This window comes from Martelella lutilitoris, from assembly GCF_005924265.1.
Classification (GTDB): Bacteria; Pseudomonadota; Alphaproteobacteria; order Rhizobiales; family Rhizobiaceae; genus Martelella; species Martelella lutilitoris.
This window is the reverse complement of sequence record NZ_VCLB01000004.1, coordinates 345,806-369,127: the sequence shown is the minus strand read 5'-3', so window position 1 is coordinate 369,127 and position 23,322 is coordinate 345,806. Positions and strand designations below refer to the sequence as shown.

At 61.5% G+C, this 23,322-nt stretch carries 18 protein-coding genes; 13 read left to right on the top strand and 5 right to left on the bottom strand.

The features are described 5' to 3' along the window. Nucleotides 1-6 precede the first annotated feature (6 nt). Nucleotides 7-993 carry a fumarylacetoacetate hydrolase family protein gene (locus tag FF124_RS08950; protein WP_138748140.1) on the bottom strand — a complete coding sequence of 329 codons (987 nt, stop codon included), beginning with the start codon at nucleotides 991-993 and terminating at the stop codon, nucleotides 7-9. A gap of 117 nt (nucleotides 994-1,110) precedes the next feature. Further along, nucleotides 1,111-2,049: a DUF6282 family protein gene (locus FF124_RS08945; RefSeq protein WP_187326875.1), complete on the bottom strand. Its 939-nt coding sequence runs from the start codon at nucleotides 2,047-2,049 to the stop codon at nucleotides 1,111-1,113. 113 nt (nucleotides 2,050-2,162) lie between these two features. Between FF124_RS08945 and FF124_RS08940 the strand changes: the two genes are divergently transcribed. The 11 genes from FF124_RS08940 (at nucleotide 2,163) to FF124_RS08890 (ending at nucleotide 18,412) form a co-directional block, all read left to right on the top strand. Further along, complete coding sequence (locus FF124_RS08940) at nucleotides 2,163-2,945, top strand: IclR family transcriptional regulator domain-containing protein (protein WP_138748138.1); 783 nt, start codon at nucleotides 2,163-2,165, stop codon at nucleotides 2,943-2,945. A gap of 92 nt (nucleotides 2,946-3,037) precedes the next feature. Beyond that, a complete protein-coding gene (locus FF124_RS08935) occupies nucleotides 3,038-3,712 on the top strand; it encodes a M48 family metalloprotease (protein WP_187326874.1) in 675 nt (224 codons plus the stop codon). 602 nt (nucleotides 3,713-4,314) lie between these two features. Continuing rightward, entirely contained in the window at nucleotides 4,315-9,279 is a 4,965-nt protein-coding gene (locus tag FF124_RS08930) for an Ig-like domain-containing protein (RefSeq protein ID WP_138748136.1), read from the top strand. Nucleotides 9,280-9,357: 78 nt separating this feature from the next. Continuing rightward, nucleotides 9,358-11,544: a type I secretion system permease/ATPase gene (locus FF124_RS08925; RefSeq protein ID WP_187326873.1), complete on the top strand. Its 2,187-nt coding sequence runs from the start codon at nucleotides 9,358-9,360 to the stop codon at nucleotides 11,542-11,544. Beyond that, nucleotides 11,541-12,722, top strand: a complete 1,182-nt coding sequence (locus FF124_RS08920; RefSeq protein WP_138748135.1) for an HlyD family type I secretion periplasmic adaptor subunit — start codon at nucleotides 11,541-11,543, stop codon at nucleotides 12,720-12,722. Before FF124_RS08925 ends, FF124_RS08920 begins: the two co-directional genes overlap by 4 nt. A gap of 54 nt (nucleotides 12,723-12,776) precedes the next feature. Next, nucleotides 12,777-13,187 carry an outer membrane protein assembly factor BamE domain-containing protein gene (gene bamE, locus FF124_RS08915; protein WP_138748134.1) on the top strand — a complete coding sequence of 137 codons (411 nt, stop codon included), beginning with the start codon at nucleotides 12,777-12,779 and terminating at the stop codon, nucleotides 13,185-13,187. A gap of 154 nt (nucleotides 13,188-13,341) precedes the next feature. Beyond that, nucleotides 13,342-14,784 carry a TolC family protein gene (locus tag FF124_RS08910; protein ID WP_138748133.1) on the top strand — a complete coding sequence of 481 codons (1,443 nt, stop codon included), beginning with the start codon at nucleotides 13,342-13,344 and terminating at the stop codon, nucleotides 14,782-14,784. A gap of 287 nt (nucleotides 14,785-15,071) precedes the next feature. Next, a complete protein-coding gene (locus tag FF124_RS08905) occupies nucleotides 15,072-16,082 on the top strand; it encodes a Gfo/Idh/MocA family protein (protein WP_138748132.1) in 1,011 nt (336 codons plus the stop codon). A gap of 21 nt (nucleotides 16,083-16,103) precedes the next feature. Further along, nucleotides 16,104-17,177: a Gfo/Idh/MocA family protein gene (locus FF124_RS08900; RefSeq protein WP_138748131.1), complete on the top strand. Its 1,074-nt coding sequence runs from the start codon at nucleotides 16,104-16,106 to the stop codon at nucleotides 17,175-17,177. Between the two features lie 7 nt (nucleotides 17,178-17,184). Further along, complete coding sequence (locus tag FF124_RS08895; RefSeq protein WP_138748130.1) at nucleotides 17,185-17,967, top strand: FadR/GntR family transcriptional regulator; 783 nt, start codon at nucleotides 17,185-17,187, stop codon at nucleotides 17,965-17,967. 16 nt (nucleotides 17,968-17,983) lie between these two features. Then, a complete protein-coding gene (locus tag FF124_RS08890) occupies nucleotides 17,984-18,412 on the top strand; it encodes a VOC family protein (RefSeq protein ID WP_138748129.1) in 429 nt (142 codons plus the stop codon). Nucleotides 18,413-18,721: 309 nt separating this feature from the next. Here FF124_RS08890 and FF124_RS08885 read toward each other — a convergent pair whose 3' ends face one another. From FF124_RS08885 to FF124_RS08875, 3 genes are read right to left on the bottom strand one after another with little or no spacing between them, the layout of a single operon-like run. Next, nucleotides 18,722-20,026: a TRAP transporter large permease gene (locus tag FF124_RS08885; RefSeq protein ID WP_138748128.1), complete on the bottom strand. Its 1,305-nt coding sequence runs from the start codon at nucleotides 20,024-20,026 to the stop codon at nucleotides 18,722-18,724. Between the two features lie 15 nt (nucleotides 20,027-20,041). Continuing rightward, complete coding sequence (locus FF124_RS08880; RefSeq protein WP_138748127.1) at nucleotides 20,042-20,548, bottom strand: TRAP transporter small permease; 507 nt, start codon at nucleotides 20,546-20,548, stop codon at nucleotides 20,042-20,044. A gap of 6 nt (nucleotides 20,549-20,554) precedes the next feature. Beyond that, the gene (locus FF124_RS08875) at nucleotides 20,555-21,544 is read right to left on the bottom strand and encodes a sialic acid TRAP transporter substrate-binding protein SiaP (protein ID WP_246072325.1); all 990 of its coding nucleotides are present in this window, start codon (nucleotides 21,542-21,544) and stop codon (nucleotides 20,555-20,557) included. Nucleotides 21,545-21,700: 156 nt separating this feature from the next. Here FF124_RS08875 and FF124_RS08870 point away from each other — a divergent pair, with 156 nt between their 5' ends. Both FF124_RS08870 and FF124_RS08865 read left to right on the top strand, forming a co-directional pair. Continuing rightward, the gene (locus tag FF124_RS08870; RefSeq protein WP_138748125.1) at nucleotides 21,701-22,597 is read left to right on the top strand and encodes a dihydrodipicolinate synthase family protein; all 897 of its coding nucleotides are present in this window, start codon (nucleotides 21,701-21,703) and stop codon (nucleotides 22,595-22,597) included. A gap of 44 nt (nucleotides 22,598-22,641) precedes the next feature. Beyond that, the gene (locus tag FF124_RS08865; RefSeq protein WP_246072323.1) at nucleotides 22,642-23,313 is read left to right on the top strand and encodes a GntR family transcriptional regulator; all 672 of its coding nucleotides are present in this window, start codon (nucleotides 22,642-22,644) and stop codon (nucleotides 23,311-23,313) included. Nucleotides 23,314-23,322: the final 9 nt, after the last annotated feature.

Below are 23,322 nucleotides of genomic sequence, written 5' to 3'. Positions count from 1 at the left end.
CGCTCGTCAGTCTTCCCAGTTATGGACAACCGGGTTGGACAATCTGCCGAGCCCTTCGATCTCGATATCGATTGTACCGGACAGTTTGTGCATGTTTACCGAGCGGTGGCCATTCGGAAAATTGCCGACGCCCTTCGCCGATGTGCCGAAGCAGAAGACATCGCCGGGTTCCAGGGTGAAGAAGCGGCTGGCTTCCGCGATGACCTCGGCGACCTTGAAGCGGTAGCTTGCCGTGCTGTCGACGGCGAAGGGCTCTCCGTTGAGCCAGCCCTTCACCTCAAGCGCGTCCGGGTTTTCAACTTCGTCGGTCGTGGTGATGAAGGGGCCCATCGGCCCGAATGTATCGGAGGCCTTGGAGCGGGTGTGGTAGACGAAATAGACATCGCGGTCGTCCTCGCCATGCCGGTTGCGCCAGGCAAGATGATGGGGCCTGAGAAGATCGGGCTCGCGCGTCGTCGCGATCGAATCCATGCCGAACTTCATGCCGTGGGAGGTGACGTCATTGATGATGGTGAAGCCGAAGATCGCGTCCTTCGCCTCCTCGACCGATATCCTGCTGCAGCGTTTGCCGATGACGGCGGCAAGTTCCAGTTCGGGGATGGTCTCGCCGTAATAGTCTTCCATGATGATCGGCTTGTTGTGGCCGGTCAGGCAGGAGGGCGCCTTCAGGAAAAAGTTCGGCACGCCCGGATCGCGATGGGCGGACTTGCGGATGCCCATATTGTTGAAGGCGACGCCGAGGATCTTGGAGGGCCGGGGCTGCGGCGGCAGCCAATCGAGCGAAGCCTCGTCAAGCGGGGTCGCTTCTCCCTTCTTGAGCGCTTCACGCGCCCGGGCGATTTCCGCCGCGCCGCCTTTGATGAAGCCGTTCATGTCCGCAGGCGCGGACCCAAGCCCGGCGCTTTCGTAAAGCTCTTCCAGAAGAACGGTCGCATCGCCCTTTCTGATGGCAAGAACAGGCTTTCCCTGATGGTTGATGGTTGCAAGTTTCATGGCGGTCTCCTTGGCGTGCGCGAGATTTCTTGGTTTTGATCGGTCGTCTTCCGGCACCCGTCCGCGACACGAAAGGGTGGCGTGATCAATCGAATCATCGGTCAGACAATGCTGTCCTCAGGCAGGGTCGAGGCCGACCAGTTTCGCCGGGTTGTCACGCACCATCAGGCGCACCTCGTCCTCGGTGAAGCCGAGTGCAAGCAGAAGCTTGATCGCCTGGCGCAGCCCTTCCACGGGCGAGGGGTTGTCGACCTGCCCCAGGTCCGAGCCGATGGAGGAATGTTCGACGCCGGCGGCAAGGACATGTTCCTTCAGCTCCTGCGGGGAGAACACGTTGAAGCGCGAATCCACATAGAGGCATGCCGATTGTTCGATCACCGCGCCGAACGCGGCCATTTCGGCGATGTCCTCATAGGTGAAGTGCAGCCCGTACATGGGGTGATTGACGAGAAGGCGCTTGACGCCGCGCTTGCGCGCCTCTGTGAACAGTTTCCAGATTTCCCACACATGCAGGTGGCCGGAGGACAGGATGGCATCGAAGGCGGCGATCGAATCAAGGATCTCCTTCACCGGGTCGAGGATTTCGCCATAGGCGTCGACGACTGTGATGCCGGGAGACGCCTTCAGCCGAACATTGGAGGCAAGCCTTGTCTTGCGATGGGAGCTGCGGATGTGATTGGCCGATTGCGCCGTCGGCATCCAGACCAGCTTTGCGCCCTGGTTAAGCTGGGCATCGACGACGAAGGGGTTGAGGCCGCCGGTCGTGTTGTTCAACACCAGCCCGCCAAACATTGCCACATTCAGATGGCCGAGCACGCGCTCCATGATCGGCAGAAAGGGCGCGACGGAATAGTGATGATCCTTGAACATGATCCCGCGCATGCCGGCGGCCGCGGCCTGTTCCACCGCCTGGAAATGATCGAGCTGACGGGCCATCGTCGACGGTCCGGAATGAACGTGAAGATCGACCGCCCCCTTCATCAGCCCGTCGACGACCGCGTCATCGATGGTTGATATCAGGGCGCGCACCTCCTCGCGATTGTTCGCCGTTGCCATGCAAGTCTCCTTCCTTCGAACAAGACGGGTATAGGGCTTGACAACTTGCGCTCTCAACTTGCAAACCCGATCTGTTCCGGCAGGCGAAATGCCGGTCTTGGGAAGGAGGAATTGTGAGCATCCGATCGATCGAACGGGGGCTGCGTGTGTTGCAGGAAATGAACCTGCAGCCATACACCTCCATTGCCCATCTGCATGAGCGCACCGGGCTTCCCAAGCCGACCCTGGTCCGCATCCTGCGCACGCTTGAACAGGCCGGCTATGTCGAGAACGATCCGCGCGTCGGCGGCTACCAGTTGAGCGCGCTCGTCGCCTCGCTGAGTTCCGGTTATCACAAGGAGCCGATGGTGGTGGAGGCTGGGCGGCCCTGGGCCGTCGCCGTCACGCGCAAGCACCAGTGGCCCGTTTCCATCGCGCTTCTTGATCGGGATGCCGTGGTGGTGCGCATGAGCACCGTGCCCGACAGCTCGGTCTCCCCTTTTCACAAGACCGTCAACATGCGCTTGCCGCTGATCACGCGCGGACTGGGCCTCGCCTATCTCGCCTTCACGCCTGATGAGGAGCTGGAGCTTATTCTACGCATGCTGCGGATGTCGGACGATCCGGAAAACGAGTTGGCGCGGCATCCCGACAAGATCAACCGGCTGGTGGCGATGACGAGGAAGCGCGGCTATGCGACGCGCGCGGCCCATGTCGAGCCACGCAATTCCGACACGATCGCGGTGCCGGTTTTCAATGATAGCGGCCGTGTGGTGGCGAGCCTCGGCCTGACCTATTTCCGCTCGGCCTTTGCCTCGCAGCGAGAGGCGAACGAACGCTATTCCGCCGTGCTGAAGACGGCATCGGAGGAGATAACCCGCGATCTCACCCGCCTGAACCGCAGCACGCTCGCATGATGCTTTTTCGGCGCCACATTTGGGAAAATGTCTCGGCCCCGTGCCTGGCCGGACTGTTCCTTTCGCTTGGCCTCGTCAGTTGCCAGCCGGGTATGAGCGGATCGCCTTCGGCAGAGATCGCGTCGGGCAATGCGGCGGCCGTCCGCAATCGACTGGTTGCCGAATCCGGCGGCCTTTACACGAATGCGGCCAGGTCACAGCAATTGGCCATGATCGGCGACCGGCTGTCGAAAGCCTCCGGCGGCATGCATGTCACCGTGCTTGTTCTCAACTCCGCCGTTGCCAATGCCTATTTCGCTCCAGGAGGCTATATCTACCTGACGCGCAAACTCTTGACGCTGACCGGCGATGACAGCGAAATCGCCGCCGTGGTCGCCCATGAAATGGCGCATATCCTCTCGGGCGACGCAGAGGCGCGGGTGCAGTTCGGAGTTGATGCCGCGGTTTCCAGCGCGGATATCCGCGAGGCAATCGGCAACAGCGACGCTGTTCGCGCGCTTCTTGCGAAAAGCAGTGCGCGCGTCTCAGCCTTTTCTCAGCAGCAGGAGCTTCAGGCCGACGCCCTGGCGATACGCCTGCTGGCGAAGGCCGGATATGATCCGGCGGCACTCGCCCGTTTCCTGGCGACCATGCAGGCCCATGAGCGGGCAGGGCTGAGGGGTGAGACCTTTACCGCCGCGCATCCGGCCCCCTCTGTGCGGATTGCCCGCGCCCGGAAGCTTGCGCAAAGCAGTACGCCTTATCAGGCCGCGGCGGGTGCGGAGTGACCGCTCGCGAATCGGGGGTCGCCCGGTCGACTTGCCGACAAAGGCGAGAAGACGGCGACCGATCCGGAAAGTAAGCGGAAAGGCACGTTTTAACTGTCCTTTTCTAGTTCGCCAAGCGTGCGGAAGAGTCTCTATGTGCGTTTTTGCTGACATCCTTGCCACAAAAGCATGAAAAATACGCAACCTAAGAGAGTGTTTAAAAATTACGCATCTCGCATGTGAGGCGTTTTGTCGCAGGTGAAGCTGTGCCCAGGCGCAACGCCTGATTTTCGGGCGTGCTCTCTCAATCAATCGGTTGACTTATGGTGTCTGAAAACGCCCGTATTGCGGGCTATCTGGCGATATTCGCGCAAAAATTTGCGTTTTCTTCGTTAAAAATCACTGGCTTGCAATTTCATAAATAATTCATCTGGCGTTCATAAAAAGAGGCATAGGCCACTTGCCTGAAGCGCGAGTTTGAATTAGTCACCCCGCCAAAGTGGCAGGTCATAAGACGCCACACCGGGTCTCCATAAAAATAACCACGCGCCTAAAACCTCAGCGTAATTGCACCCAACAGGTGTGATAGCGCTATCATTTGGCCTAATTCAAGGAGCAGCCTTATGGACGCAATCATTGTCGACAAGAGTGATGGCTCTCAGCATCGTCAGTCCGTTCTTAACCTTCAGCTTGACGAGGCGTCTGTTGTAAAACTTCCGATCGCTCCGGAAAGTGTCGCTTCGTTCACGCAGAACGGCGATGACCTCGTCATCGTTACGGTTGCCGGCGAGACGATTGTCATCGGCGACTTCTTCGTCGACTTCGACGACGAGCGCAACGAACTGGTTCTCGTTGACGATGACGGCATCGCCTGGTGGGGCCAGTATTCCGGTCCGTGGAGCGATTTCGCCTTCGCCGAGATCGGCGCGAACAGCGTCTCTCCCTTCCCCTTTGGCGCTCTGGGCGGGCTGGGGGCTGCCTCTGCCGGCGGTCTTGCCTTCTCGGGCGGCGCGGGTGAAGAGGCGGCGGCCTCCGTTGCCGAATTCCCGGTCCTCGACGTTGAAACGGTCGCCGACAACCCCGCCTCTGGCCTTGTCACTGTCAGTGGCCACAGTTCCGGCGACTACGTCGTCATCTCCTATCCGGATGAGAACGGTGAAACCGTCGTGTCCGAGCCGATCCCGGTCAATGACGACGGCAGCTGGTCGCACGATATCCCGCGCGACGGGATCAGCGAGGGCGATGTCGATGTCGTTGGGACCGTCACAGACGAGAACGGCAATCCTGTTGTCGACGGTGACGGCAACCCGATTTCCGACACGGAATCGGCAACCTTCGACCTCACCGCGCCTGACGTTGGCGTCGTCATCACCGATAACGGCCAGGACGGCACGCTGGTTCTGACCTTCTCGCCGGATACCGATCGCGACAGCTTCAACCCGGCCGACGATCTTGAGCTGGACAATGCCGATCTCGGCACGGACGGCACGTGGTCGGAAGATGCCGACGGCAACCAGGTCTGGACGGCAACGATCACGCCGACCGGCAATGGCGAAGTGACCGCCACCGTCACCGACGGTTCCTACACCGACACCGCCGGCAATGAAGGTTCGGAAGGCACCGACACCGAGACCTTCGACGTCGACGGCCCGTCCGTCGTGGTCGATATCGTCAATGACGGCCAGACCGGTTCCGTGACCTTCACCTTCTCCGAGGAAGTCGCCGGCTTCGAAGCCGCCGATATCGCGGTTGAAAATGGCACGCTGTCGAACCTGACGCAGGTTGACGCCAACACCTGGACCGCCACCGTCACCCCGGAAGCGACCGGCGATGTCACGGTTGCCGTCGGCAATGGTTCCTATACCGACCTTGCCGGCAACCCCGGCACGCAGGGTTCCGACAGCGCGGCCTTCGACCGCACCGCGCCTGACGTCGGCGTCGAGATCACCGATAACGGCCAGGACGGCAGGCTGGTTTTGACCTTCTCGCCGGATACCGATCGCGCAAGCTTTGATCCGGCCGCCGATCTCGCGCTGGAAAATGCCGATCTCGGCGCGGACGGCACATGGTCGGAAGATGCCGCCGGCAATCAGGTCTGGACCGCGACCATCACCCCGACCGGCAATGGCGAAGTGACGGCCACCGTCACTGACGGCTCCTATACGGATGCGGCCGGCAATGCGGGCTCGGAAGGCTCGGATGCCGAAAACTTCGACGTCGACGGCCCGTCCGTCGTGGTCGATATCGTCAATGACGGCCAGACCGGTTCCGTGACCTTCACCTTCTCCGAGGAAGTCGCCGGCTTCGATGGTAGCGATGTTAGCGTTGGCAACGGCACGCTGTCGAACCTGACGCAGGTTGACGCCAACACCTGGACCGCCACCGTCACCCCGGAAGCGACCGGCGATGTCACGGTATCCGTCGGCAATGGTTCCTATACCGACCTTGCCGGCAACCTCGGCACGCAGGGTTCCGACAGCGCGGCCTTCGACCGCACCGCGCCTGACGTCGGCGTCGTCATCACCGACAACGGCCAGGACGGCACGCTGGTTCTGACCTTCTCGCCGGATACCGATCGCGCAAGCTTTGATCCGGCCGCCGATCTCGCGCTGGAAAATGCCGATCTCGGCACGGACGGCGCATGGTCGGAAGATGCTGCCGGCAACCAGGTCTGGACGGCCACGATCACCCCGACCGGCAATGGCGAAGTGACGGCCACCGTCACCGACGGCTCCTATACGGATACGGCCGGCAATGCGGGCTCGGAAGGCTCGGATGCCGAAGACTTCGACGTCGACGGCCCGTCCGTCGTGGTCGATATCGTCAATGACGGCCAGACCGGTTCCGTGACCTTCACCTTCTCCGAGGAAGTCGCCGGCTTCGAAGCCGCCGATATCGCGGTTGAAAATGGCACGCTGTCGAACCTGACGCAGACCGGCCCCAACACCTGGACCGCCACCGTCACCCCGGAAGCGACCGGCGATGTTACGGTATCCGTCGGCAATGGTTCCTATACCGACCTTGCCGGCAATCCGGGCACGCCCGGCTCCGACAGCGAGGCCTTCGACCGCACCGCGCCTGACGTCGGCGTCGAGATCACCGATAACGGCCAGGACGGCACGCTGGTTCTGACCTTCTCGCCGGATACCGATCGCGCAAGCTTTGATCCGGCCGCCGATCTCGCGCTGGAAAATGCCGATCTCGGCGCGGACGGCACATGGTCGGAAGATGCCAACGGCAATCAGGTCTGGACCGCGACCATCACCCCGACCGGCAATGGCGAAGTGACGGCCACCGTCACTGACGGCTCCTATACGGATGCGGCCGGCAATGCGGGCTCGGAAGGCTCGGATGCCGAAAACTTCGACGTCGACGGCCCGTCCGTCGTGGTCGATATCGTCAATGACGGCCAGACCGGTTCCGTGACCTTCACCTTCTCCGAGGAAGTCGCCGGCTTCGATGGCAGCGATGTTAGCGTTGGCAACGGCACGCTGTCGAACCTGACGCAGGTTGACGCCAACACCTGGACCGCCACCGTCACCCCGGAAGCGACCGGCGATGTCACGGTTGCCGTCGGCAATGGTTCCTACACCGACCTTGCCGGCAATCCCGGCACGCAGGGTTCCGACAGCGCGGCCTTCGACCGCACCGCGCCTGATGTCGGCGTCGAGATCACCGACAACGGCCAGGACGGCACGCTGGTTCTGACCTTCTCGCCGGATACCGATCGCGCAAGCTTCGACCCGGCCGCCGATCTTGTTCTCGACAATGCCGATCTCGGCACGGACGGCGCATGGTCGGAAGATGCCGACGGCAATCAGGTCTGGACCGCAACCATCACCCCGACCGGCAATGGTGAAGTGACGGCCACCGTCACTGACGGCTCCTATACGGATGCGGCCGGCAATGTGGGCACGGAAGGCTCGGATGCCGAAGACTTCGACGTCGACGGCCCGTCCGTCGTGGTCGATATCGACATCGACGATAATGGCCTCGGCGGTGACGTCACCTTCACTTTCTCCGAAGATGTCGACGGGTTTGACGCGTCCGATATCAGCGTCAACAACGGCACGCTGTCGAACCTGCAGCAGGTTGACGATCATACCTGGACCGCGAGGGTAACGCCTCAAAAGGCCGGGGGCGACCTGACTGTCACCGTTGCCGACGAAAGCTATACCGACAAGGTCGGAAATCTCGGCTCGGGCGGCGCGGATACCGAGGCATTTGAGCGTAATGCGCCGCTTGCGCACGAGGACGATATCAGCCTGCAGCTTGCCGGCGATGACTTCATGAGCGACGAGAACTTCAACATCGCCTTCGTTCTCGATTTCAGCGGAAGCGTTGACTACAACGAAGCGCGGACGATGCTGGATGCCGTGAAGGTTGCGGGCCAGACCTTCTTCGAGGGCACGACCGGCGATGTGCAGATCCAGCTTGTTGCGTTCTCGTCCGACGCGCGGTCGACCGTATCGTTTACAAACTATGCCGATTTCGCGGCTCAGGTGGACGCCTGGTACAACAGCCGTCCTTACAACGCGGGCACCGACTACACGGCCGCCGTTCAAAAGACGATGGAAGCGTATACGCCTCTCGATGGCTACGACAACCGCGTCTTCTTCATGAGCGACGGTGAGCCGACCGAACAGACGCAACAGCGTTGGGAAAACGGCAAATGGGTTGTCGACCATTCGCTGGAGAGCGCCACCCAGGCAGCATGGAATGATTTCGTTGCAGACAACAAAATCGACGTGCAGACGGTCGGCATCGGCCAGGGCGTCACGGTGCCCCGGCTGCAGGATGTCGATGAGGCCGACGGCGACAATCATGTCGTCCAGGTGGCCAACTTCGACGATCTCGTGGACGAACTGCTTGACGTCCTGAAGGAAGTGGATGTTGCCGGCAATGTGCTGAACGGCGCCGACGGCGTCGCCGGTACGGCGGATGACGATCTTCTCGGTATCGATGGCGGCCGCATCCTCTCGATTGATGTCGATGGCGAGACCTACACCTATGACCAGGGCCGTATTATCGACCACAACGGCAACCAGGTCGAGGACGGGGCGATCCTCAACGTGGAAACCGACCAGGGCGGCAGGCTCGTCTTCGACTTCGAGACCGGCGACTGGACCTACACGGCTGGGCCCGACACGGGTATGGGCGAGGAAGATTTCCGCTATGTGCTCACCGATGACAGCGGTGACACCAGCGAAGCCTTGCTGAAGATCGATGTTCAGGAGGCCGGCGCCACTGCGTCTGCCGCACGCATGGCAATCGAGACCGACAGCGCGGAAGACAGCGGTGAGGCAGCGGGTCAAGGCGTTTTCCACGCCGAGACGCTGGGCCTTGCGTCGATCGATGAAGCCCCGGCCGAGGACGATGACGCCAGCGGCGAACATCCGGCCGTCGATGACGAAATCAACGTGGCCGACCTTGTCTATGAGGACAACGGCGAAAGCCTCGAGGCTTACCTGCCCGAGGAAAAGCACGCGAATAGCAACTCGGCGAGTGAAGCACAGAGCTTCAGCGATCAGGGCACGGCCAGCATCGATCTCAATGAGCTTGAAGACCACGCGATGATGGTCGGCTGAGCCCGTTCCGAAAAAAAACGCAGCCGGAACGAGGTCCCGTCTCCGGCTGCAGCAAAGCAATGATGAAGTTCCGCCGCCATGAACATGCACATCAAGAACGATCGCACACCGGAAGGCGCGGCTGCCGAAGACGTCGGAGCCGTTTCGGCCCGGTGGATCGAGGCGCTGCTGACGGTCGCCGGTCACTACCGGATCGACTGTTCGCCGGAGCAACTCAGGCTTGCCGATGCCTGGGACGGCGATGGCGATGCAAAGAGACGGCTTGGCAAGCTTGCTCGCCAGGCGGGTCTGGCGGTGAGGTTCGTCGATACCGATGTGCGCAAGATCACGCAGATGCGTCTGCCGGTCATTCTGGTTTTCAAGGATGGTCAGGTCGCGGTTGCGGTCAGGCGCAATGCGGACCGGTTCGCGCTGACCTTTTCCGGCGACGGCGGCCTTGGCTCTGATGTCGCCGTCAGCGAGGTTGCGGACCGCATCGACCTGGTTGCTGTCATCCGCCCGGCGGGTGGCATGCCGGACGGGCGGATCGACGCCTATATCGAGCCTTACAGGAAACACTGGCTGCGTTCGATCGTCCTGTCCGATCTGAGGCCCTATGTCTCGATCATGCTGGCTTCGCTTGCGGCCAATGTCCTTGCGCTGGCAAGCGTCATCTTTTCCATGCAAGTCTATGACCGGGTCGTCCCGGCCCAGTCCTTTCCGACGCTCTTCGTTCTTGGCGGCGGCGCGCTCATGGCGGTGCTCTTCGCCTTCATCATGCGCCAGATGCGCATGAAGATCACCGATGTGATCGGAAAGCGAGCCGATCTGCGCATCTCCGACAAGGTGTTCGGACATGCCTTGCGGGTCAAGAATACGGCCCGCCCGCGGGCGACGGGCACTTTCATCGCGCAATTGCGCGAGCTCGAGCATGTGCGCGAGATGATGACCTCATCGGCGGTTTCGGCGATCGCGGACATTCCCTTCTTTCTGCTGTTCTGTGCGATTTTCTGGTGGGTCGCCGGCAGTCTGGTCTGGGTGCCGGCCGTGGCCGTTGTGCTCCTGATTGCGCCCGGCATCCTGGCGCAGAAGAAGCTGCACCGGCTCGCCAAGGCCAATATGCGCGAATCCGCGCTGCGCAATGCCATGCTGGTCGAGGCGGTGCAGGGGCTGGACGACATCAAGTTGTTGCAGGCCGAGGAGAGGTTCCAGAACCACTGGAACCACTACAACGCGGTCAACGCCGACAACGGCATGAAGCTGCGCGATCTCGTCGGCACGCTTGGCAACTGGACGCAGACGGTGCAGGGCATGGTCTATATCGCGGTGGTCGCCGCCGGCGCGCCGGCGGTGATGTTCGGCGATATGACGACGGGCGCGCTGGTTGCCGCCGCCATGCTTTCGACCCGCATGCTGGCGCCGCTCGCCAGCGTGACGCAGATCCTCAATCGCTGGCAGCAGGCGAGGATCGCGGGCGAAAGCCTCGACAAGATCATGATGCTCCCCGTCGATCATCCCGAGAACGCCAAGCGCATCCACAAGCCCATCATCGAGGGCGCGTTTCACCTCAAGAATGCGGTCTTCTCCTACGAGAAGGAGCCGGTTCTGACCGTCGACTCGTTGAAGATCGCGGCGGGCTCGAAGGTCGGCATTATCGGCCGCAACGGCGCCGGCAAGTCGACCCTGCTGCAGGGGCTTTCGGGGCTGATGGAAGCGCGCTCGGGAACCGTGCTGGTCGACGGGGTCAACATCGGCCATGTCGATCCTGCCGATCTGCGCCGCCATATCGGCCTTGCCGGCCAGAACGCCCGGCTTTTCTACGGCACGATTCGCGAAAACCTATGCCTCGGCGCGCCCAATGCCCGCGACGAGGAGCTGATTGAGGCCCTCGAACGCACCGGCGCCTGGGAATTTGTTCGCGCCACGCCCGAGGGCCTCGATCGGCAGATACAGGAAGGCGGTCACGGCCTGTCCGGCGGGCAGGCGCAGGCCATCATTCTTTCGCGTCTTCTGCTGCGCGAACCCTCCGTGGTTCTGCTCGACGAGCCGACCTCGGCGCTGGATGAGACGGCCGAGCAGAAAGTGCTTTCGGCTCTCGGCGCGCTCGGCGCGAGCACCACGCTGGTGATCGCGACGCACAAGCCGTCGGTGCTGGCCCTCGTCGACCGGCTGATCGTGGTGTCCAATGGCCGGATCATCATGGACGGCGCGCGCGACGACATCCTTGCGCGCCTGCGCAAGGGCGAGGCGACTGCCGCGAACAGGCGCAAGGAGGGCGGTAAATGACCTCGAACGCCTATGATGATCTTGTTGCCGGCGATGAAATGAACGCCAGCGGCGCAAGCCGGGTGGTGCTTGTGCTGACGCTGATCCTCGTCGCATTCTTCGCCTGGGCCTATTTCTTTTCGGTCGAGGAGGTTTCCTCGGGGCCGGGAACGGTCGTGCCGCTGTCGCACGAGCAGATGATCCAGTCCTTCGACGGTGGCATTCTTGCGGAGCTCGATGTCAGCGCGGGCGATATCGTCGACAAGGGGCAGGTGCTGGCGCGGCTCGATCCGACCCGCGCGCAGGCCGAATATGACGAGACCGCCGCGCGCTACCGCGCTTCTCTGGCGCAGGCCGCCCGCCTGCAGGCTGAGGTTACCGGCGCCGAGGCCGTGAACTTTCCCGAGGCGCTCGACGACTATCCCGAACTGAGAGCATCGGAAGAGGCGCTGTTTGCCGCCCGCCAGGGCAGCTACCGGGAATCGCTCGCTGATATGGAAGCGGATATGGCGCTGATCGACGAACAGCTTAGGCTGACGACGCCGCTGGTGAAGACTGGGGCGGCGAGCAAGGTCGAACTGATCCGGCTGAAGCGCGATCGCGGCGATATCAAGTTGAAGATGGACGACATGCGCGCCGGATACGTGATCGAAAGCGGCGAGAAGCTGGCCGAGGCGCAGGCTCAGGTCCAGTCTCTGCTCTCGACGCTCAACGGGCTCGAGGACACGATTGATCACACGACGATTGTCTCCCCGGTCCACGGGATCATCAAGGATGTCGCGGTCACCACAATCGGCGGCGTCGTCTCGCCGAACGGCGCGGTGATGACCATCGTCCCGCTCAATGACCAGTTGCTGATCGAGGCGCGGATTTCGCCGCGCGACATCGCCTTCATCCATCCCGGACAAGAAGCGCTGGTAAAGATCACGGCCTATGACTACTCGGTCTATGGCGGGCTTGAGGGCTCCGTCGAGACGATCTCGCCGGACACGATCCGCGACGAGATCAATCCGGAGAACCTCTATTACCGGGTCTATATCCGCACCGCCTCGGACGCGCTCGAGAACGCTTCCGGCAAACGCTTTCCCATCACCCCCGGCATGATTGCGACCGTCGATATCAGGACGGGCGAGAAAACCATCTGGGACTATCTCATCAAACCGCTCAACCGGGGTCGGGAAGCCCTTCGCGAGCGCTGACTGGCTGCCTTGAGGGCAGGCATCAACATTAGTCGAAAACACAAGGAGACTGAAATGCTGAAGACGATTTCCATCGCGGTTCTGGCTGGCCTCATCACCACGGGATCCGCCTTCGCCGGAATGCTGAACGTGCATAACCCGAAGATGCGGTTTGACAGCGTTGCGCCGTCGCTGACGGAGCTTGACGCCTATTTCATCAGGAACGGCAAGCCGGTAACTGTTGATCTCGTCCGCCAGGTGGAGATCGGCGTCAGCCAGAACAAGGTCGCCTCGCTTCTGGGCGAACCGATCAAGGTGACGCGCCGCGGCAACAAGGCGACCTGGGACTACAACCTCAAATTCGTTACCGCCGACGATGGCGAACTCGTCTGCCAGTACAAGGTGCTGTTCGGCAATGCGCAGCAGGTCGACGAGACCGTCTGGCGCAGGCCTCAGTGCCGCGAACTGATGGTCAGCCGCAACTGAGTTGTGCGGTTGAATCCGCTCGTCTATGTTACCCTAGGTAATGATTCGAAGCTTTCCCGCAGCAATCTGTGCCTGCGTTCCGCTCGGGGGCAGAATGGCAGATTTGAGACGCATGCCTTGGGGACGACCCAAGGCATCATGATGTGGAAATGCAGTGAAAAATCGGAAAATGCACTGTGCGGCGATCGCCGCACGGGGGTTGTCGCTCGCGCTTCTTCTGGGCCTGTCGACCGCTCTTGCCGGGTGTTCGACAGCTGGAAGCGGACAACCGTCAGTCTCGTTTGAAGACAGGACCGGCTCCATCCGTGAAGAGCGGCCGGAGGTGGAGAAGCCTGCGGATATGACGGCGGCCGGTGAAGACCTCGACGGGCTGGTGAAGATCGCGCTCTACCAGAGCCCGGAAATGCTGGAGGGCGCGGCGACCATTCGCGAGGCGACCGGCAATATCAAGGTGGCCAAGGGCGGTTATCTTCCCTCCGTGAGCGGCGGCGTTACGGGCGGCGTGGGCGATGCCGACGGTCCGTCCTTTCTTCTTTCGGCAAACCAGATGCTGTTCGATTTCGGCAGGACCGATCGCAAGGTTGCAAGGGCCGATATCGCTGCTCAGGAAGCCGTGCTGAGCTTTCAGAGCGATGCCGATACGGTGCTGATGGATGTCCTTGAGGCCTATGCCGAATTCAGCCGCTACCGCGACAATGTCGAAATCGATGAGGAGCGGGTGAAGCGGCTGAGCGAGCTCAACGATCTGATCGAACAGCGCGCGACGGCGGGCGCGACCACCCAGTCCGACGTTCTGGCGGCGGCCAACAGCGTCGAAAAGGCGCGCCATGATCTTCTCGAGATGAAATCGGAGCGCGACAGGGCGGCCAACCAGCTTCGCGAATATTCGGGCCCCGCTGCGGTGGGTCTGAAGACGGATCTGCTGGGCGCGCTCGGGGCCTGCACGCCGTCGACCGCGATTGCCGAAACCCTGCCGGAAATCGCGCTCGCGAAACTGAAGGTCGCTCTGGCGACGCTTGAATACGAGGATGCGCAGAAGGCGCGCCTGCCCGGCATTGCCGCTGAAGCCTATGGCCGCCAGCCGCTTTATGATGAAGGGTTCCGCGTCGGGGTGAATTTCAATGTTCTGCCGACCCTGTTTCAGGGCGGCGCCATCGAAGCGGGCCGGCAGGCCGCAGAGGAAGCCGTGGCAGCCGCCAAGGCCAATCTCGACAAGGTCCACAGGAACGCGACGCTGGAAGCGCTCGACGCCGGGACCGAAATGACCAATGCGCGCGAGCTGATTGCCTCCTCCAAGACCCAGACGCAGCTTCTCGATGAAACAAGGGCGCTTTATCGAAGCCAGTATTTTGACCTTGGAACCCGCAACCTGACCGATCTCCTCAATGCTGAGGAGGACTATTATGACGCGTTGATCGCCCGCAGGGACAGCGAACGGGACCTCGACATCGCGCTTCTGCAATGCCATCTGGTCAATGCCAGCTTGCGTTCGGCGCTGGGTCTGTCGCAGTTCACGCTCTACGGATACCCGATAGACGGCTTCGGCATCGATATCGGAGAGACGGATGCGGAGGCTACGGAGACGGCGTCGCGCTGATGCTGCCTCGTTGCCGTCCTCCTTGCTTTTCACCGATAGGCCGCAAAGAGGGAGGCGCGACAGGTTTGGTTGGACCAGTTTCGCGTCTTCTTCTTCTCTGCTTCTGCGGCTGAAGACCTTCCGGGTCTGTAAATGCCGTATTTCAAGGCATTCTGTTTGATGTTTCCGAAGAATCCCGTCTTGACAGAAGGACGGGATTCTTATCTGGTCTGTCCAAAGTACGGGCGCGCCGCGTGTTGAACCGGTCTGGTTCGCGTGGCTGTCCGGCTGAGAGGAGGATAGAACGGATGGTAAGGTTTGCGGCCGTGGGCAACGACCACGGGCATATTTTCGGACAGATAAAAGGGCTGATTGCGGCAGGCGCCGAATTTGCCGGCTATTGCGACCGGACCACGGTGCCGGCGCTGATCGAGACGATGCGGGAAACCTATCCCGAGACCCCGGTTATGGACCGGGATGCGATCTTCGCAGATCCGCAGATCGACGTCATCTGTATCGCGGCGGTTCCGGCTGACCGGGCTGCTCTCGCGATCCGCGCCATGGAGGCCGGCAAGGATGTTATGGTCGACAAGCCGGGCGTGACGACGCCGGAACAACTGGAGGCCGTGAAGGAAGCGGTAGCCAGAACCGGCCGGATCTTTTCCATCTGCTTTTCCGAGCGCCATTGCGTGCGTTCCGCCGTCAAGGCCGGCAAGCTGGTCAAGGATGGCGCCATCGGCACGGTCGTGCAGACGATCGGCATGGGCCCGCACCGCAAGCAGTTCGAGACGCGCCCCGACTGGTTCTTCAAGCCGGAGCGCTTCGGCGGCATTATCGTTGACATCGCTTCCCATCAGATCGACCAGTTCCTGTTCTTTACCGGATCGCAAAAGGGCGAGGTCTTCGCTTCCAGCATCGGCAATTTCGGCACGGCGGAATTCCCCGCGTTTCAGGATTTCGGCGAGGTGCTGCTGCGCAGCGACCGCGCTTCAGGCTATGTTCGCGTCGACTGGTTCACGCCTGACGGGCTGCCGACCTGGGGTGACGGAAGGCTGACCATTCTGGGGACTGATGGCTATATCGAACTGCGCAAATATATCGACATCGCCGGCCGGGAGGGCAAGGATCACCTCTTCCTCGCCAATAAGGCAGGCGTCGAATATTTCGACTGCTCGGAAGAGCCGATTGAGTATTTCGACCAGTTCGTCGCCGATGTGCGGGATCGAACTGAGACCGCGATGACCCATGATCATGTGTTCGAGGTCTGCCGCCTGTCGCTCGAGGCGCAGGCGAAGGCCGACGATATTTCGCCGCGCTGAGCGGGTCCAGGAGTGAATCGAATGACAAGGAAATTTCGCGTCGCCGTGATCGGCGCAGGCATTGCAGCGCGTCATCTGACCGGCTTCAAATGGAATGCGGACCTGTTCGAGGTGCCGGTGCTATGCTCGCTGGACGAGGAGCGCGGCCGCCGGCTCTGCGATGAATACGGCATTCCGGAATATGTCCAGGATGTCGAGACGCTGTTTGCGCGCGACGATATCGACATCATCGACATCTGCACCCCGCCGCACAGCCATTTCGACCTTTCTCGGCGGGCGCTTGAGGCCGGCAAGCATGTCATCTGCGAAAAGCCCCTGTTCGGCTCGGTCGCCGATGTGGATGCCATGGCGGAGATCGTCAGGGCAACCGGCAAGACGATCATGCCGATCTTTCAGTATCGCTACGGCATGGGGCTGCAGAAGCTGAAGCGCCTGACCGAGCTCGGGATCACCGGTCGCGCCTTCCTGACCACGATCGAGACCCATTGGTGGCGTTCGCCGGACTATTTTGCCGTCGACTGGCGCGGCAAGTGGAAGACCGAGCTTGGCGGCGGCCTTCTGGGCCACGCGATCCATGCCCATGACATGCTCAATTATATCCACGGTCCCTGCGACGCGGTGTTCGCCTATGGCGCGACGCTCAACAATCCGATCGAGACCGAGGACACGATGGCGCTCGCCGTCAGGATGAAGAACGGCTCGCTTGCCGCTCTGTCGATGACGCTCAACTCGCACGAGGAGATTTCACGGCTGCGTTTCTGCTTCGAGAATGTCACAGTCGAGAGCATCCTCGAGCCTTATACGATGGGCCGCGATCCCTGGCGCTTCATCGCCAAGGACGAGGCGCAGCAGAAGGTGGTGGATGCCGCGCTTGCCGAGATGGAGAAGACGGAGGACGGCTATACGCGTCAGTTCGAACTCTTCCATCACGCGCTTTTGGAAGGCGGCGCGCCGCCGGTCACGCTGCAGGATGCGCGCAACTCGCTGGAGCTTGTGACGGCCGCCTATCATTCCGACCGGACCGGCATGCCGACGCCGATGCCAATCGCCGCGGATCATCCGCTTTACAGGTCGTGGCTGCCTGAGCTGGGATAGCAGGGCCATGGCGGAAAAGCGGAAGGGCGAAGACGAAGGGGCAGGCGGCGGCCGCAAGGTGCGCCTGCTGGCGGCCAAACGGCTCTATCAGGTCGTCGCGCGCCGGATCGCGCGAATGATCGAGGAGAATCAGGATCGGCCGGACTGGCGCCTGCCATCCGAACGCGAGCTTGCCGAGCAGCTGGAGGTTTCCCGCACCGTGGTGCGCGAGGCCGTCATCGCGCTTGAAATGCGCGGCATTGTCGAGGTGCGCGGCCGCGCCGGCATCATCGTCCTGCCGGCTCATGTCAACGCGCTCTCTTTCGATGCGCTCAACACCGATGTCGGGCCGGGGCCGTTCGAGTTGCTCGAGGCCCGTCTGGCTCTGGAAGCGAGCGCTGCCGCGCTCGCCGCCGAGCGCGCCACGCGCTACGACATCATGGAGCTCGAGGAGTGCATCGAGCGCATGCAGCTCGAGACCGACGAGGTGTTCCTGAACGAAAAGGGCGATCGCGAGTTCCATCTGACGATCGCCAACATGACCGGAAATGCCATTATCCTGTCGATGATCCAGGCGCTCTGGGACCAGCGGGACACGTCGCGCATGTGGCAGCGCGTGCATCGCCATATCCATGCGCCGAAGGTGCGCGCCTTGTGGATCGGCGACCACTACGCCATCGTCGCGGCCTTGAAGATGCGCAATGGCGAGGCCGCGCGCCATGCGATGGAACGCCATATCAACAATGTCACGGATGAACTCCTGCGGGCCGATGAGCTTGGCCGCTTCTCATCCGGCGAAGCGGAAGAATGAGGAGTTTTGAAGATCCATGTTGAAGGGTTTCGAGCATGTCGGCATGACCGTCAGCAACATCGATAAAAGTCTGAATTTCTATGTTGATCTGCTTGGCCTCAAGCTGGTCGTCCGCCGCTCTGGCGACGAGCGCTCCGATGGCGAGCCGATTGATCGGGCACGGGCAGGCCATCAGCTCTGCTTTCTCGACGCTGGCAACGGAATGCTGGAGATCATGGGGCCGGCAACCGGCGCGCTGATGGCCGAAGACGTTGCGGCGGGGCGTGCGGGCCTTCGTCATCTGACCTTCTGCTTTGACGATGTCGAGGCGCTTTACGGGAAGCTTGAGGCTGCCGGCGTGGAAATGGTCGAGGCCCCGCGCCAGGCCTATAACCGCGACATCCTCGGCAAGGTCGCTTTCTGCCGCGATCCCGACGGTATCCTGATCGAGCTCGTCGAGCGGTAAGGCTTTCGTTCGCTCTGGAGGATGAGAAAGGTCGGTTCATCATTCAGCCGGCCTCTGTTTGTTGAAAAATATGCTCCACCCTCATCCGTCATGCCGGCCTTGAGCCGGCATCCATGGCTAAATTGCGCAGACCATCGCGCCTAAAACGCTGTGGCAAAAGGCATTTTTGTGGCCCTGGACCCCGGCTCAGGGCCGGGGTGACGGAGAATGGGGAGCAGGCTTCGTGCAGCTGCAACGGGCTTTGTCTGTAGTCTGGGCCCGGTCTGACCATCGAGCCGGCCTTTTGCCTTTTCTGTCGATCTCTCGCGCTCAGAGCATGCCCGCCGCGCGCGGCAGCCAAAGGCTGAGGCTCGGGATGAAGGTGAGCGCGAGCAGCATGGTGATCAGGATCGCCATAAAGAACCAGGTCTCCCGGATCATCTCCGACAATGGTATCCCGTTCAGCGCCTTGATGATGAACAGAAGGATGCCATAGGGCGGGGTGATCAGCCCGATCATCATGTTGAAGACCAAAACGATGCCCAGATGATTGAGATCGATGCCGAGCGCTGCCGCCGTCGGGATGAAGAGCGGGGTCACCACCAGCATGATCGTCGAAACGTCGAGGATGCAGCCGAGCAGGAGATAGAGGATGTTGAGCAGGATCAGGAACTGCCAAGTCTCCAGCTGAAAGCTTTCGAACAGGTGGAAAACGGCCTGGGGGACGCGCTCGACGGTAATTACGTAGTTGAAGATGAAGGCGCCGCAGAGCACCATGGTGACCACGGCCGTGGTCTTCATGCTGGAGACGACCACGTTCCAGAAGGAGCGCAGGCCAAGCACTCTGTAGGCGAAGACGGCGAGCAGCAGAGCATAAAGCGCCGAAACGGCAGCAGCCTCGGTTGGTGTGAAGATGCCCGAATAGATACCGCCCAAGAGGATGATTGGCATCAACAATGCCGGGAAAGCGCGGATGATGATCAGCGGCAAGGCGCGGAACGGCACAGCCTCTTCGATCGGGAAGCCGCGGACCTTGGCCATGATGCCGACGGCGACCGCCATGACGGTGCACATCAGGATTGCCGGCACGACGCCGCCGAGGAAAAGCACGCCGACGGAGGTTGACGAGATCAGCGCGTAGAAGACCATCGGGATCGACGGCGGGAAGATCGGGCCGACGACGGCGGAGGCGGCCGTCAGCGCGCCGGCAAAACCACGCGGGTAGCGGCCCTCCTTCATCATCATCTCGGTGATGATCTTGCCGACGCCGGCGGCGTCCGAGATCGCCGATCCGCTCATGCCGGAAAAGATCAGGCTGGTGAAGATGTTGACCTGCGCCAGGCCGCCTGGAAGTCGGCCGACGACGGCGAGGGCGAAGTCCAGCAGCCTGTCGGAGATCTTGCCCTCGTTCATCACATTGGCGGCGAAGATGAAGAGCGGCACGGCGAGGGCGACGAAATTGCCGAACACGCCGTTCAGCACGTTCTCGGCGGCAAGGCCGACATCGCGACCGGCCAGGAACAGATAGAAGATGCTGGCGACGATCATCGAGATGCCGAAGGGCAGACCGGTAATCGTGATCGTCACCATGATGACCAGCATGACGATCAGCGCATGCTCGGAAAGAAATGCCATGTCAAAAGTCCCCCGTCAGATCTCTTCGGTCCACTTGGCTCCGAAAAGTCGCGCGAGCCGCCAGAATGCCTGGACGGTAAAGCCGAACAGAAAGAGCAGGTAGCAGCCGTAAACATAGTTCATCGGGATGCGCAGAACCGAGCTCTTCTTGCGTGTCAGAAAGTCCAGATAGTCCCAGGTATAGGGTATCAGGAGGGCAAATGCGGCAATCAGCATCACCATCGAAAACATGGTGAAAATCCGCCGCGTGCGCTCGGGAACAATGTCATAGACAACGTCGAAGGAGACGTGCTCGCGGATCGGAACGCAAAAGGCCGCCGCCCAGAAGACCGCCCAGACGAAGGCGATCATGGTGAATTCCTCGGTCCACAGAAGCGGCCGGTTCATCACGTAGCGGTAGAAGATCTGGATGATGAAGCCGACAAAGGCCGACAGAAAGAACAGGGCGCCGATCGTGTCCGCGACCGCCTTTAGAAAAATGCCCCACTTGCGCAGGGCATTGGCATTGTCTCGGGCCGGCATGGCGGATCACTCGGCCAGCTGGTTGATTTTTTCGATCCAGCCCTGGGGCCAGTCGGCTGCGCGCGGCGAGTTCATGTAGGCCTCCTGGACATGGGTGCGGAAGGCGTTGACATCCGGCGTGGTGACCACCAGGCCCTCGCCCTCGAAGAAGGCGACGAGGTCCTGCTCGACCTTCACGCGCTCGGCATTGTTCCAGTCGCATGCCGCCTTGGCGGCCTTGGTGACGGCTTCCTTCTGCGCGTCGTCCAGCTCATCCCAGAAGATGTTGGAGACGGAGAAGTTGATGGCGTCGACGAGATGCGAGGTCAGCGTGATCTGGTCGGTGACCTCGTAGAACTTGGCGGCCTCGACGGTCGGCAGCGGGTTGTCCTGGGCGTCGATCGTACCGGTCTGGAGACCGAGATAGACTTCGCCGAAGGGCAGCGGCGTCGGGTTGGCGCCAAGCGCCTTGCCGAGGAACAGCCATGCATCGGAACTTGGCATGCGCAGCTTCACGCCGGCAAGATCATCCGGGGTCTGGATGTCCATTTCGTTGCGCAGGTTCAACTGGCGGGTGCCCAGATAGCAGGCGTCGAGCAGCTGGATGTCCATCTCGTCGGAAACGGTCTGCTTGAACTCCGTCCCGATATCGCTTGCCAGGAAGGCGCGGTAATGTTGCGGGCTCTGGAACAGGTAGCCGGCGGTCAAGAGGCCATATTGCGGCAGCGCGTCGGCGATCAGCTGATAGGAAACATAGGTCATTTCGGCATTGCCGCGCTGAAGCGCGTCGAGGTCCGCCCCCTGGCCGAACAGCGAGCCCGAATCATAGATCTGCACGTCGAACGCGCCGGGCATTTCCTTCTCGATTTCGTCCTTGAAGACATGCAGCGCCTTGGTGTGCAGGTCGGTCGGCACGCTCGGCACGGTCATCTTCAGTTCGATCGGATCCTGGGCCAGAGCGGGCGTCGCAATGAACACGGAGCACAGGAGAGCCTTGGCGATAAGTGACTTCTTCAAAATCATTCCTCCCTAAACGTCAGGTCTGCCGGGCCCCTCATGTACCAAAATGTCCCGGCGGGCAAAATGGACTTTACGGGTTTCGATCACTGATGTAAATACTGATTGTATCAGTTATAGGATAAAACATCCGATCAATATCCGGAAAGGAACATCATGCTGGCGGACAGTGATCTAAGGGGCGTCGTGGGAGCGTGCATCACGCCGGTGACGCCTGATTTCGAAATCGACGTGCAACGCCTCAAGTCGCATATGGAATTCGTGCTTGCCGGAGGCTGTTCCTTCGTCTCCGAATTCGGCACGACGGGCGAGGGGGCTTCGTTTTCGACACGCCAGAAGGCCAAAGCCCTGCGTGCGCTCGCCGATGCCGGCATGGACTTGAAGCGCCATATCCCGGGCGTCGTCGCCTCCGCCGTCGACGAGGCGGGCGAAATGCTTGCTGTGATCGCCGAGGTCGGCGCGCGCGCGGCGCTGGTGATCCCGCCCTATTATTACACGCCGTCCTCGAACGAAGCGGTTGCCGACTTCTATGAGGCGATGATCAAGCGGGCCGGATCGCCGGATATCGAGATCGTGCTCTATAACTTCCCGCACTTTTCCGGCGTCAAATTCGATGTGCCGCTGGTGGAGGTGATGCTGGAACGGTTCGGTGAGCGCATCATCGGCATCAAGGATTCCACCGGCAACCTCGCCGATGGGCTGAAGTTGATCGAGGCCTTTCCGCAATTGTCGATCTTCACCGGCGATGACCGAATCCTCCCGGAAATGGTGGCGGCCGGCGGCGCTGGTATGATCGGTGGTATGACAAATCCCTATCCCGCTGATACAGTCCAGCTCTATCAGGGGCCGGTCACGGACGCGCTGCGCGCCCGGGCAAAGGCCCGGATCGAGGCTGTGGATGCACATGGCGGAACGCCGGTTCTGAAGTCACTGGTTGCGGAGATGCGCGGCGATGATGCATTCATGCGCACGGTGCCGCCGCTTTCTCCGGCCGGATCCTCCGTCATGGGGACGGTTCGCGAAGCGGTGAAGGATGAGCCGGTCGCCGGCTGAGGCCGATTGAAGGGCCGGGTGATGCGGAAGAGGGAGGTGCAGGCGTGGTGAAACAAGGGACGGCCGAGGCGAGCCATGCGGGCGTCAAAGACGCGGCCTACGACCTTTTTCAGGATGCGCTGATGAACGGGCAGTTAAGGCCCGGCCAGATGGTCTCCCAGCGCGCGCTGGTGGACATGCTGAACCTCTCCATCGGCGCGCTGCGCGAGCTTTTGCCACGGCTTCAGGCCGAGGGGCTCGTCAGCGTGCTGCCGCAGCGCGGCATCTTGATCCCGGCGATCGATCTGTCGATGATTCGAAACACGTTCCAGATGCGCGCGGCGCTCGAGCGCGAGGCGGTGATCCATGCGGTCAGGGAAATGTCCGACGCCGTGCTCGAGAGCCAGCGCAAACTGCATACGGATATCGTCGAGGCGGTGAAAAAGGCGCCGACGGCTGAACTTCTGGCGCGCGGACAGGAGATCGATACCGGCTTCCACAACCTGTTGATCTCCGCCACCGACAACGAGCTGTTGCGCAATGCCTACAACATAAATGCCATCCGCATGCGCCTGATCAAGCTTGACCGGATCCGGCTCAACGAAACCGTGCTGCCGGAAGCCTTTGCCGACCATCTGGCGGTGATCGATGCCATTCAGGAGCGCGACCGGATCGCCGCCATCGACGCGATGGACAAGCATGTGCGCAATGCCCGAAATCGTGCCCTGCAGCTTTGAATTCATTTA